The sequence below is a fragment of the Bacillus sp. BS98 genome (genome assembly GCF_008432245.1).
Classification (GTDB): Bacteria; Bacillota; Bacilli; order Bacillales; family Bacillaceae_G; genus Bacillus_A; species Bacillus_A toyonensis.
Window position 1 is genome coordinate 2,266,609 of the sequence record NZ_CP043830.1, and the last position, 14,466, is coordinate 2,281,074.

Annotated in this window: 9 protein-coding genes; all 9 read left to right on the plus strand. The window is 33.3% G+C overall.

Translation table 11 applies throughout. The features are described from left to right. Positions 1–35: 35 nt before the first annotated feature. The gene (hblB, locus tag F0362_RS11755) at positions 36–1,163 is read left to right on the plus strand and encodes a hemolysin BL binding component B (protein ID WP_000977258.1); all 1,128 of its coding nucleotides are present in this window, start codon (positions 36–38) and stop codon (positions 1,161–1,163) included. A 325-nt stretch (positions 1,164–1,488) separates the two neighbouring features. Beyond that, positions 1,489–2,886, plus strand: coding sequence for a hemolysin BL regulatory component HblB (locus F0362_RS11760; RefSeq protein WP_149889768.1), 1,398 nt, complete (start codon positions 1,489–1,491; stop codon positions 2,884–2,886). An 831-nt stretch (positions 2,887–3,717) separates the two neighbouring features. Beyond that, positions 3,718–5,532 (plus strand): acyltransferase family protein, encoded by a 1,815-nt coding sequence (locus tag F0362_RS11765; RefSeq protein ID WP_000165414.1) that lies wholly within the window; start codon positions 3,718–3,720, stop codon positions 5,530–5,532. Positions 5,533–6,009: 477 nt separating this feature from the next. After that, complete coding sequence (locus F0362_RS11775; RefSeq protein ID WP_000866988.1) at positions 6,010–6,417, plus strand: hypothetical protein; 408 nt, start codon at positions 6,010–6,012, stop codon at positions 6,415–6,417. A gap of 270 nt (positions 6,418–6,687) precedes the next feature. Continuing rightward, positions 6,688–9,093, plus strand: coding sequence for a PAS domain S-box protein (locus tag F0362_RS11780; RefSeq protein ID WP_000584266.1), 2,406 nt, complete (start codon positions 6,688–6,690; stop codon positions 9,091–9,093). Positions 9,094–9,359: 266 nt separating this feature from the next. Further along, entirely contained in the window at positions 9,360–11,576 is a 2,217-nt protein-coding gene (locus F0362_RS11785) for a binary toxin-like calcium binding domain-containing protein (RefSeq protein ID WP_000811547.1), read from the plus strand. A 292-nt stretch (positions 11,577–11,868) separates the two neighbouring features. After that, on the plus strand, positions 11,869–12,582 hold the full coding sequence (locus tag F0362_RS11790) for a response regulator transcription factor (RefSeq protein WP_000746049.1): 714 nt from the start codon (positions 11,869–11,871) through the stop codon (positions 12,580–12,582). Next, positions 12,579–13,658 carry a sensor histidine kinase gene (locus F0362_RS11795; RefSeq protein ID WP_001239398.1) on the plus strand — a complete coding sequence of 360 codons (1,080 nt, stop codon included), beginning with the start codon at positions 12,579–12,581 and terminating at the stop codon, positions 13,656–13,658. Before F0362_RS11790 ends, F0362_RS11795 begins: the two co-directional genes overlap by 4 nt. Positions 13,659–13,734: 76 nt before the next feature. Continuing rightward, a complete protein-coding gene (locus tag F0362_RS11800; protein ID WP_000824730.1) occupies positions 13,735–14,232 on the plus strand; it encodes a DM13 domain-containing protein in 498 nt (165 codons plus the stop codon). The last annotated feature ends 234 nt before the right edge of the window (positions 14,233–14,466 follow it).

The following is a 14,466-nucleotide window of genomic DNA, read 5'->3' on the forward strand; positions in this document are numbered from 1 at the left end:
ACTGAAAATGAAAACTTATATTGGAGGAATATAAAATGATGAAAAATATCCCGTACAAACTAATCGTCGCATCGGCTCTTTTAACTATGACAGCAACTTCTGTAGTCTCACCAGTAGCAACTTTTGCAAGTGAAATTGAACAAACGAACAATGGAGATACGGCTCTTTCTGCAAATGAAGCGAGAATGAAAGAGACCTTGCAAAAGGCTGGATTATTTGCAAAATCTATGAATGCCTATTCTTATATGCTAATTAAGAATCCTGATGTAAATTTTGAAGGAATTACTATTAATGGATATGTAGATTTACCTGGTAGAATCGTACAAGATCAAAAGAATGCAAGAGCACATGCTGTTACTTGGGACACGAAAGTAAAAAAACAGCTTTTAGATACATTGACTGGTATTGTTGAATATGATACAACGTTCGACAATTATTATGAAACATTGGTTGAGGCGATTAATACAGGGGATGGAGAAACTTTAAAAGAAGGAATTACAGATTTACGAGGTGAAATTCAACAAAACCAAAAGTACGCACAACAATTAATAGAAGAATTAACTAAATTAAGAGACTCTATTGGACAAGATGTTAGAGCATTTGGAGGCAATAAAGATCTTTTGCAGTCGATTCTAAAAAACCAAGGTGCAGATGTTGATGCAGATCAAAAGCGTCTAGAAGAAGTATTAGGATCAGTAAACTATTATAAACAATTAGAATCTGATGGGTTTAATGTAATGAAGGGTGCTATTTTGGGTCTACCAATAATTGGCGGTATTATAGTGGGAGTAGCAAGAGACAACTTAGGTAAGTTAGAGCCTTTATTAGCAGAATTACGTCAGACCGTGGATTATAAAGTAACATTAAATCGTGTAGTTGGAGTTGCTTATAGTAATATTAATGAAATGCACAAGGCACTTGATGATGCTATTAACGCTCTTACTTATATGTCAACGCAGTGGCATGATTTAGATTCTCAATATTCGGGCGTTCTAGGCCATATTGAGAATGCAGCTCAAAAAGCGGATCAAAATAAATTTAAATTCTTAAAACCTAATTTAAATGCAGCGAAAGATAGTTGGAAAACATTACGAACAGATGCTGTTACATTAAAAGAGGGGATAAAGGAATTAAAAGTGGAAACTGTTACTCCACAAAAATAGGGAAATATTTATTCTGTTGCAAAGTGACCCATAACATAGAGAGTCTATGATTACACTGATAAACAGTAAAGCGGTAATTAATAAATCCTTATATATTAAAAAGGCGGAGTCTCATTAAAGACTTCGCCTTTCACTTATATATAAGTTGTATCCAAATAAAAAGATAGCCATGTAGTTTACTTGTTTTTAAAAATTTGTAACAGAATCGATCAATAGGAGACAGGTTATATAGATTTGCTTAATAATATCGAATCTATGCAACAACATCTTCTTTTAATAAGAATAGGACTTGAAATCATACTCTATACAGGAGGAATAAGAAAAGATGAAAAAAAAACCTTATAAAATACTGGCTGTATCAGCATTTTTAATTATGACAACTACCTATGCACTCACACCAATAGCAACCTTTGCAATTGAAACTGAACAAACGAACACTGGAGATATGTCTCTTTCAGCAAATGAAGAAAAGATGAAAAAAACTGTACAAGATGCTGGGTTATTTGCAAAGGCTATGAATGAATATTCTTATTTGCTAATTAATAATCCGGATGTGAGTTTTGAAGGGATTTCTATTAATGGGTATGCAGATTTACCTAGTAAAATTGTACAGGATCAAAAGAATGCAAGAGCACATGCTGTTACATGGAATACAAAAGTAAAAAAACAGCTTTTAGATACATTGACCGGCATTATTGAATACGATACAAAGTTTGAAAATTATTATGAAACATTAGTAGAGGCGATCAATAATGGAAATGGGGATACTTTAAAAAAGGGGATTACAGATTTAAGGGTGGGGATTCAACGAAACCAAAAGTCCGCAAAAGCGTTAATAGAAGAATTAATTAAATTTAAAAACGCTATTGGAGAAGATGTTAGAGTATTTGGAAGCCATAAAGAGACCTTGCAATCGATTTTAAAAAACCAAGGAGCTGATGTAGAGACTGATCAAAAGCGTTTAGATGAAGTTTTAGGACAAGTAAACTATTATAAGAAATTAGAATCTGATGGGTTAATAATGGTGAAAGTCCCTTTTATCCCCACGCTTATTTCTGGTGGCATAATGATAGGTACTGCTAGAGATAATTTAGGTCGATTAGAGCCTGCTTTAGCAGAATTACGTAAAACTGTAGATTATAAAATTACATTAAATCGTGTAGTCGGAGTTGCATTTCATAATATTAGTGATATGCATAGTACGATTGATAGTGCTATTACTGCTCTTACTTATATGTCCACACAATGGGATGATTTAGACTCTCAATATTCGGGCGTAATGGGGCATATTGATAAAGTTGATGAAAAAGCTGATCAAAATAGATATAAATTTTTAAAGCCTAACTTGAATTCAGCTAAAGACAGTTGGAAAACATTAAGAGCAGATGTTGTCACATTACTAGAAGGCATAAAAATTGCAGAGAAGAAAGAACAAGATTTTATGAATCTACTTCGTCCATCAAACGTTTTTTACTTTTATAAAAAAATCCATAACGCATATACTTTTGAAATAAAGACTGGAACAAATGCACCAAATGCGTCTTATAAAGTTATGAATTTAACTAAAAACACTGTTCATCATATGTGGAGTGGAGGTGCTAATACAAGCATGTGGGCTGACTGGCTTTCATTCAATCCAAATGATGAATTTGCGGTGGTAGCAGTAGTGGATGGAAAAGAATATGTTGTATATAAAGACAAAGTAGAAAATATAATGAACTGAACCCGAAAAAATGTATTAATTGGAGATGGTACACTAAACTAGACACCAAGTTAATTGAAAAATTGACCGGCATATGGCTCCTTATTTCCTAGAACCCCTAGCTAAAGCAAAGGAATTCGTACATAGATTAGTTGACATTTATGTAGGTTTCATCCATTTTCAAAGATAGTTTTTCTTTTTTGTTTTATTTTTCAAAAATCACGAATGAAATTTCCGCATTTACGAACTCAGCACATAATGGTTGTTAGATGAATTGACATACCACGTCCCTTTAGAATTTCAGGCATATTATGATAACTTAAAGAAAAAAATAATAGTAGCAAATGGCTACTATTATTTTTCTTTAAAATATCACATCTATCATGTTCCTTATTTGCTTTCCCAGAATTTATTCTAGTTAAAAAAACCTTGCACCAGAACACATATTGTTCTGATGCAAGGTTCGCTGCAATATAAAATACACGACAGTAAGGGCAAGACATAAAATGTGATTTCAAATGAAACATATGTATATGTGAAGTAAGGTAAAAGAGGGGCTGCTCATAACCAGTAGCCCTTCTTTATAACGTTATTTTGCAGGGGAATGTTCAAATATACGTTATATATCATATTCCTCTTTTTCGGAAGAGCAACAAGAACATCTAGCTTAAAAATTTTCACAACAGAGCCAGATAACGTGTTAAAGTATTAATTACTGTGCATGTAAAGATAAAAAAAAGAGCCTTACAAAAAGATGTTTGTAATAGTTTAGCTTATACGATTTTAGGGGATTAATAGTACTTTGTGCCGTTATTATTAACCTAATTTCCAAGAAAAAGAGGTGAATGTAGGATGACTAAACCTTTTAAAAAAAATAGTCGTTATATGGTTGGATTGGACAGTCTAAGGGGCCTAGCTATACTAGGTGTTATTTTGTATCATATTAATTTTAATTGGATGCCTGGAGGATTTTTAGGAGTTACTGTATTTTTTGTACTTTCAGGTTATTTAATTACAGATATTCTAGCCATAGAGTGGAAGAGAAATAAGAGAATTGATTTAAAAAAATTCTGGCTTAGTAGGGCAAGGAGATTGCTTCCAGGAATGCTTGTTATGCTCGTTATAACGTTGGCATGGATTACAGTTTTTCATAGCTCTTTACTTGAAAAAATGCGCGGAGATTCATTAGCGGCATTATTTTATGTTAGTAACTGGTGGTATATTTATCATAAATTATCGTACTTTGATAATTTTAACCAGCTTTCTCCATTGAATCATTTTTGGTCGTTAGCAGTTGAGGAACAATTCTACGTTGTTTGGCCATTTATCATTAGTTTAGGGCTTTACTACATAAAAAAACAATCCCGTATGATTTTATTAATTTGTCTGGGAGCCGTTGCTTCAGCTTTAGCGATGGCAATTTTGTATGAACCTGGAGCTGATCCGAGCAGAATATATTATGGTACAGATACGAGGGCCTTTTCCTTACTTATCGGAGCGGTACTTGCCTTAGTTTGGCCAAGCAATAGACTTGCAAATAAAATTATCCCAAAGGCGCGTTTCATTCTTGATGTAGTGGGGGGCATTGCCCTTATTATTATTTTGGTTATGTTTTGGAAGACCAATCAATATGATCCATTTCTATACAAGGGAGGAATGGTTCTCTTATCAATTGCAACAGCATTGTTAGTCGCAAATCTAGCTCATCCAGCTAGTCGTATTGCTCAATTTTTACGATTTAGACCTTTACGTTGGATAGGGATAAGATCGTATGGCATATACCTCTGGCATTATCCAATTCTTACATTGACGACTCCAAAGGTAAATGCTGGGGATTTTTCATTAATAAGAGCAATCCTTCAATTTCTTTTGATTATATTGATTGCGCAAATTTCATGGAAGTTTATTGAAAAACCAATCCGACAAGGTGCGCTCCGGAACATTCAGTTTAAGAATTTAAGAATTCAAAATGTCACTTTAGGTGTTAAGTTAGCTTTAATTTGTACATTATTCGTTTCGTCGATAGCGGTCGTAGGGTTATCAAAAGCTAGTAAGGCTAAGGAGAACTCTCAACAAGATAAGGTAAAAGCAGCACAAACACAACCGGCGCCACATCCAGTTGCAGTTTGGGAAAATCCAAATCAAGAGACGCCTCAAAAACAAGGGGAATCAAGAGAAGTAAATTCTGCGCAACCTAAAAATTCACTCACAGTTACTGCGATAGGCGATTCCGTTATGATTGATATTACTCCGTATTTAAAAAATACTTTTCCTGATATTAGGATTGATGCCCAAATTGGTCGCCAGCTGTCAAAAGCGATTCCGGTAGTTGAACAGTTAAAATATGAAGGTAATTTAGGAAATTATGTCATTATTGGATTAGGTACAAATGGAGCCTTTACTACTGAACAACTTGTTTCATTAATAAAAGTAATTGGAAACGAACGTAAAATCATATTTATTAATACGAGAGTACCACGTCCGTGGGAATCAATCGTGAATGAGAGACTGAAAGTAACGGTATCTGAATATCCGAATGTAACTCTAGTTGATTGGTATGCAGCAAGTGCTGGAAAGAAAGACTACTTTGCACCTGACGGTGTGCATTTAACCAAAGTAGGTGCAGAAGCATACGCAGCACTTGTAGCCAAAGCGGTGAAGCAATAATTAAATATGTTTTATTAACTTCTGTTGGGTAAGGAAATGGTTCTGAGTATGAGGTGCCACTCTGAGGTTTAATTACAATTCAAAAAAGAATATTATTCATGTTCTTCTAATCTAAGATTTAGAGTGGCCTGACTCACTTCTGTAATTTGACATGAAATATATGCAAACCTGAAAAAAAAGAAAAGGAACTAGAAGAGGCTACAAAGAATACAAAATATGAAGTTGAAATATTAGGAAGAGACTCCGCAGGTAGAAGCACTGCAAATACATTAAAAGAACGACTTGCAATGAAAAAAATTAATTCAAATCCACAAAGAATAGTTCTAACGAGAATACCAATGACAGATTCTTGTTGACCCAAAGAAGGTGGCTAGGAATGGAACTCTTGTAGCAATTCATTATTTTAAAAATAATAGAACAGGCGAATTTAATGATTTTAAATTTAAAAATTAATTTTTTGTTGATAGGAGCTTGTATGTGAAGGTAATGTGTATAAAAAATTCAGGAGATACATTTTCAGAGGTTTTATTAGATCAAGGATATAATCGAGACTCTATTATAAATTTAGAAACCGATAAGGAATATGTGGTTTATGGTATTAGTTCATTGAATGGAGCATTAGACTATCTAATCTTGGGTGAAAATGCAAACTTGCCTTCATGGTACCCAGCAGAATTGTTTGAAGTATCGAACCCTTTACAACCTTTAGAATGGTATTTTGCGGATCATAAACATAGTAAAGCAACAACGATACAATATATATGGGGTTATAAAGAATTAGCTTTAAATGATAGACATGCTCTTGGTTTAATAGAAAGGGAGAATAAAGATATTGCAATATTTTTAAAGCGAAAAGCCGAAATTGAGGAATTAGAAGAATCGTAATAGTGAAGGAATTGATTAATTTATAAAAAACGTAGGAATTAAATATTCCTACGTTTTTTTGTACATAACATTTAAATAAACACCTTATTTTTGGGGGATTTACAGGTTCAAATGGAAGATGCCCTGATTTTCGATTTGAATCAATATGATACTATTTACATGTATTGTCATGTACGGAATTATATTTTTTTGCACCTGAACTGTGTATATTATTTGTAGGATTTTCTGTTTTTATGTCGAATATATCTTTAATGCAGGGAGGGACATTACATGATTATTAAAGACTATTTCATCAATCTTTCTATTTTTTCTTTATTAGTTAGCGCAGCGATATTTATTCAAGTGTTTTTGATTCATTCCAGGCGATATTTCGAAAAATTCTATGGAGGGATTATTGCAGTTACTTTGATGCTCTTTTCTTTTCCATACATGGGATTTTCCTACGATCTTCGAGTTGTTCCTCTTATTCTATCTTTTATTTACTTTGGTCGCATTGCTGGTTGGATTACACTAATTAGCATAATTATAATGCGTATCTTTTTCATTGGTGGGTATTGGGAGCCACCTGTGATTGCATATTTAAGTATGAGTGTTCTATTTTTTACTTTTAAAACATATTTTAAAAACCTTCATCCTTTTAAAAGTGCATCTTTATATTTTTCTATTTTTGTCGGAATAAAGTGGTTAGTTGGTGTATTATTTAATACTACATTACTTTACACAGGAGGCTTATTATATATAGCGTTAGGACTTTTAATTGGGCTATTTCTTATGGAAGCCTACCAGAGATTGTATTATTTAACACAGGACTTATCTAAAATGAACCGGGAATTAAAAAAATCCAAGCAAGAACTTACAGATACCGTACATGAGCTTCAAGGAGGGATTTTTAAATTTAAAAAAGTGGGTAAGCACTTTATACACACTTTATGTGATGGACAGTTTTATTATCAAAAAGGATTTTACTCTGAACAGGTGGTAGGGAAAAGCTTACGGACTATTGATGCCTCTATTGTTCCACCACATTTAGTTTCACAATTGATGAAGTATTATCTTCAGGCATGGGAAGGGAAAGAAATTATATTCGAATTACCCTGGCCAGATGATAAAACAATTATTCTTATTGCACTTAGGCCGATTAAACGAAATGGACAAGTTATTGAAGTTGTTGGTTCTACAGTCGATATAACCGAAAGGAAAAAGGTAGAATCAGAATTAAGAGCTACCAAAGAATTACTAGAATCATTTATAAAGCATAATGTAGATGCTATTACCATATCTGATCGAGAAGGGCATATTTTACAAGCAAATAAAGCTTATGAAAAGATATTTGGATGGTCATTAGAAGAAATCATAGGTAAGAGATTACCTTGTGTACCAGATTTCTTAATGGAAGAATCACTCGAAAATATTCAGAAAATTCTAACAGGAGAATCCGTAGTTACTAGATTAGAAACTGTTAGACGACGTAACGATGGAAGTCTTCTTGATGTCAGTCTGACAGTTTCTCCTATATTAGACGTAAGAGGAAATGTGATAGCTTTATCTGCAATATGTAGAGACATCTCTGAAAGAAAACAAGCAGAAAGAGAGCGACATCAATTACATCAACAATTAAAAGATAGTGAAATGAAGTACCGTGCACTAATCGAACAAGCAACTGATGCAGTATATGTAGTAGAGCTGAATGAAAATTATGTTCCCAGTCGATTCATTGAGGTAAACCCTGTTGGTTGTAAAAGATTTGGATATAGTAGAGAAGAGCTGCTCTCGTTACCATTTCCAAATGTAGTACCACAAGATTCTAAAATGATTGTAAGGTTGTTAGAAAAAATTAGAGAGGGAGAAACTTCCTTCACTTTACAAGATGAATATGCTTTTCCAACAGGAAAAATAATAACAACTGAGTTTAGTGTCCGTGTTTTTAACTTAAATGGTAAAAAGGTTTTCCTGAGTATTTCTCGTGATATCACTGAACGGCTAAAAACAGAAGAATTACTACGGAAATCTGAAAAACTTGCTGTCGTAGGACAATTAGCGACTGCAATGGCTCATGAAATTAATAATCCATTAACCGCAATGAAAGGGTTTATGCAATTACTAAAATCAACGGAAACTGAGAATAATCAGGGGTATATAAATATAGTATCATCAGAGATTGAGCGTATAGAAAGTATTACTAATGAATTTATGGCGGTAGCCAAACCACAGGTGGTAAAGATACAACCTAATGATATTAGTGTGCTAATGGATCAAGTTTTAATGCTACTGCAACCTCAAGCAATGATGAATAATATAAAAATTAGAATTGATTTTACACCCGGTATTCCATTGATTCCATGTGAAGGAAATCAATTAAAACAAGTATTTGTTAATATTATAAAAAATGCAATTGAATCCATGCCAACAGGAGGAGAAATTTTGATTCAATTTGATAAACTTGATAATAATCAAATAAGGATTCGCTTTATCGATCAAGGATGTGGGATTCCAAAAGAACGTATACCATACTTAGGAGAACCTTTTTACAGTATTAAGGAAGAGGGAATCGGCTTAGGATTAATGGTATGTTATAAAATTATTGAAACACACCAGGGGAAGGTATTTATTGAGAGTGAAGTGAATAAGGGAACTATAGTTGAAGTCACTCTTCCAATTTGCACGCTTCAAAATTAAAACATTCTTTTACTGAAATTTTATAAATTAGTAAGCAGTTAGCTTTGGCTAGCTGTTTTTTTGTATATATTGTAATCGATTCTTCATATTACGGCTTTTTAATGTTTCATATATAGATTTTAAAAACTCTGTAAGTGTTTTGTAACATTTACGAGAGACTTTTTTAACAGTTATGAGAGAGAAAAGAAAGATTTGTTATATATGATGAAATTAATCTTACTAGTAGGTGTTCTAATTGACCTAGAAACCAAGGAGGAAAAATAACAATGAAACAATTGAAGCCAGCAATTAGTGTATTAGGTAGTGTATCGATGGCACTGACTTTAGCATCTCCTGCTTTAGCAGATGTAAAACAACCGAATCCAGGAGGTACAGTTGAAATATTCAAAGAGAATGTAAATGTAAAAAAAGAAGATAAGAATTTCACGCTCGGATCTGATGGGGAAATAGGTTCACTCATTACACAAAACATTGAAATGGCAAACAACGATTGGGATAAAGATGGTATTTCTAACGACTTAGAGATGAATGGATATAAAATTGAATTCAATTCACAAACTGGAAAAAATGAAGCGAAAGCATGGGATCCCGAGAAGGATAAAGGGAAACCAAAATTTATATCGAATCCTATGAATGCAAATACGGATGGTGATCCTTTTACTGATATGTATGAGGTTGAGAATTATAACAACGATTCTGATACTAATTTCAATCCGATAGTTGCCAACATGCCGAATTTGCAAATTGGTGTCAAACGAATTGAAGTAATTCCTATTGCAACCATTACGGATAATAATGGCGGATCAGTCAGCAGAGGATGGGAAAAAAGTGTATCTACACAACATTCATTTAATGTAGGTTTAAGTGGTTCAGGTGGTGTAGAAGGCTCAGCAGCCGGTCCTGTTCCTTCCGGAAGTGTTTCAGCAAATGTGGGATACGGATATTCAAAAACAACTACGGAAACGGAGAGTTATACAAATAATTTTGATTGGTCTACTGCAACAACTGTGGATACAGCGAACGCAGCAAAATTACGGGTACATTTGGAATATAAGAATGTAGGAACAGCATCCGCTGAAAATGTTTCGCCTCATTTTAATATTCGTTTAGGAAACAAAATTATTAATACTGTAAAGGCAACACAAGATCGTTATAAAGCAAACTATTTAAGTACAGAAAAAGGTGGACGGAATAAAACAGAAGTAGTAATTGACAGTTTAGAAGGACAAGCAGATGCGAATATTGTCTTATCTTTGGATGAATTGAAAGCTGTTGAACAAGGGGAACTTCTTTCGATTGAAGTTTTACCTACAAGTACAATGGATTTATCTATTGAAAAAGGTGAAGAAATTATGCATTTGGGGGATTCAGGGAGATATGAGTCTAGAGTAAATGCAGCTACTGAACAATTAGAAACAGATATAGGAAATATACCAAAGTTTAGGGTATATACTCCTAAAGACAAATCCCTTGCTGATACGCCAGTTTTATCCTATAACGAAGTTTTTCAACATGTAAATATAGATACGAAAAAAGTAAATCATATTGTAAACAAGGCTAAAAGTACTAATAACGTATCAGTAGTTTCAGCTAATAATGGAACTGATGCATTGAACGATTTAAAAGCGGGACAGGGAAATCGCGGTTATTTACATAAAGACTCTGTACACGGTGCTTTTGCAAAACTACAGCAACCAACATTAGTAGAAGGTAGTTTTGATTCTGTGACGCAAAAGATTAGGGCAACAATTTTACCTGGTTTATTTGGTGTGAGTAAAGAGATTCCTACTACTTATAGTAAGAAATGGAATGCTCCGTCACAAACAGTAACACTAGTTAAACGTGAGAATGGATTTACATATGAGTCTAGAGAAAATATACACCCTATTAAATCTGAAATTGCTTCGCACAGAAAAGTTACATTTGAAATCAATGACGCACACAATCTAACCCCTACACAAAAGATTGATACTGAAATTAAAGCTAATAAAGAATTTGAAGATTATGTAGTAGATAATTCAGGTGAATTTGTTACAGAAGGGGTTCCTTATACCGTAGCTTCATATGGAAATACAGCTTATTGGGGAAGTCATCATGCCGGGAATAAATGGGAGTATCTTTGGGCTGAAAAATCTAGCGATGAAAAAGTGAATGTAATTATTGAAAGAGTAGGTCAACCTAAACCTGGAAAACCAATTAAAAAGGATGAAGAGGTATTAATTAAATTTCGAAATCCTATTTATTCAGATTATGCATATTTAAAACTTCAAGATAGTTATATCCATTTAGATCAAAAACAGAATGCAAGTACTTTTAAATTTAATCATGCATATCCAAAGAATTTCACTGGATACCATAAGCAATGGAACATACTATCTAATGGTAACAAGTTAAAGGTAGGATATTTAATCGATTATATGAAATATGGTAATGGAGAGAATGGGACTGATACTATAGCATGGAATCTATCAAGAGTTCAGTAATCGGTAACAGTTCTGTTGCTAAGTTTGAAAAGAGAACCGGAAATGAATTGAATCCGTAAAGTTAGATACAATAATTTAGGTTACTAATAAGGAATGAGTTCGATGTTGAATCGGACTCATTCCTTTTAATTTATATAATTTAGTAACTACTATTTTAAATACTTATCTAGTCATATAAGTAATCAAATGTTAAGATTACTATCTGTATTACAAAATTTATTTTCTGAATTTTCATTGGATAATAGAAACAATAAATTTTGCATTATTGGTGAAAAAGAAGTGAGGATAGTATATGAAGAAAAGAATTTTAATCGTAGAAGATGAAGAAAATATTCGAGAAGTATGCAAACGGTATTTAGAAAGAGAAGAATATGAAGTTTATACCGCTGTAAATGGTAAAGAAGGTTGGGATTTATTTCTTACACATCAACCAGATTTAATTATATTAGATTTGATGATGCCAAAAAAAGATGGATGGGAATTATGCGAGGAAATTCGTCAACAGTCAAATGTCCCTATTATTATGTTAACTGCTAAGGGAGAGGAAAGGGATCGAATTTTAGGCTTAACAATGGGGGCAGATGATTATTTAACAAAGCCATTTTCCCCTCGTGAATTAGTATTAAGGGTTCAAATTATACTAAGAAGAGGAAGCCATGTACCAATACAAGCGAAAGAATCTCTATTGGAAGTGATAGAGTTTCCAGATTTAAAAATATATCCAAAGACAAGATATGTACTTGTTTGTGATAAGGAAGTGGAGTTAACGGTGAAAGAGTTTGAGGTACTTTATCTCATGGCAAAGCATCCAAAACAAGTATTTTCTCGCTCGCAGCTTCTTGAATTAATTTGGGATTTTGGACATGAAGGAGCATCAAACACAGTTACCGTGTTAGTGAGTCGTTTACGTGAAAAGCTCGAAAAGCATACGATAAAGAATCGTTGGATTCATACGGTTTGGGGTATAGGATATCGCTTTGAGCCAAATGGAGGAAATGAAACATGAGATTACGTATTCAATTGTTACTCATGAATCTATTAAGTACTAGTATTATGGTAATTGCTATATGGTATAGTGAGACGAAAATGTTACTTGAACCGGAACAAACGCGGTTATTAACAGTAATTGCATTTGTGGCATTCATTATTTCAACGTTTATTTATTGGTTAATGACACGTCCTATCATGAAATCTATACAAAATTTAATAAAATTGACGAAACAATTTAGTGATAGACACTTTGAAACGATGTATATAATTGGGCAAGAACCACGTGAGTTTAAAGAATTGGCAACAGCTTTTCAACAGATGGCAAAAAAATTAGAAGAAGGGTTTACTAAGTTAGAGGAACAGGAAAACTCTCGTAAGGAGCTAATTACCAATATCTCACACGACTTACGAACACCTATGGCGAGCATGCAAATGATGATAGAAGCATTACAAGATAACCTGATTGAAGATCCTGAAATAAAAAAGCAATACTTGGCAACGGTTTTAAAAGAAATAGAAAGATTAAATGGATTAATTAACGACTTATTTGATCTTTCAAAGTTAGAGTTTGAGCAAGTAGATTTTCACCCAAGTTTCACACATTTAGATAAAGTTCTATTAGATGTATTAGAGTCACATTCTGTCTTATTAGGAGACAAACAAATCCATGTGCAATTGGATGTCCCTGATACATTACCTCGACTTTTGATTATGCCTTGCAAAATTGAAAGGGTCATAGGTAATTTATTACATAATGCAATTCGATATTCTCCTATCTCTGGAACAATTGAATTGACTGTAGTGGAAAATAAATCAACTCAACAGGTCCAATTCACTATGCGGGATGAAGGAATGGGAATTTCTCCAAATGATCAATTACGTGTATTTGAACGTTTTTTTAGAACAGATCGATCAAGAAGTTCACAATCTGGAGGTTCCGGACTTGGATTAGCTATTGCAAAATCATTAATTGAAATGCACAAAGGGGAAATTGGTGTAAGGAATCGCGCAGATGGTAAGCAGGGAAGTGAATTTTGGTTCACTCTTCCCATCACATCAGTAAAAAATAAGATGGCTGAAAGACTTTTGTAACATTTACGTTAGAAAAATGAAAGACCTTCTTGTTAACATACTACTACACAGTATGTTACAGGAGGTTTTTTACTTTATGAAAAGAAAATATGTATGGCTTATAGGTGGTTTAATAATTGTATTGGGGATTTTATGGTCATTGTTCCGACCAGAGAAATTATTTATTGATAAGCACGTAAATGAATCATTGCCACAAGCAGAGATACAATCAACTGAAGTAAGGCAACAAAGTGATCGAGTAATAAGGGAAGGTCAGTTTCAAAACGGTGTCCATGAAACAACTGGAACGGCAAAAATTCACCAATTAGCGGATGGAAAACGTGTTTTACGACTTTCTAATTTTGCAACATCAAATGGGCCAGATGTACGAGTTGTATTAGTTCCTACAAATCGTTTGAAAAATAATGAAGACGTAAAAAACTATCAGTATATTGAATTAGGAAAATTAAAGGGAAATAAAGGAGACCAAAACTACGAAATTCCTGAAGGGATAGATGTAAATGAATATGGTTCGGTTTCTGTTTGGTGTAAAAGATTTAATGAAAACTTTGGTGCGGCTTATTTTAATAATTAAATATGAACTTAAAATTTCCTCTTACAGACGAAATTCATATGGGTTATGGTAAAAGCTGCAGCGGACTTAGTTGCTAAGAAGGGCACTCATAAGAGTGTCTTTTTCATATTTCTCAATTTTTGTATATTTTAGTGCAATTGGAGGTTTACGAAGAGATTTTATTCGTGCATAAATAATTTTAAGAGTATGCCAGGAAATCTTTGATTTATCAAGAAAAATTAAATTTAAAATGTA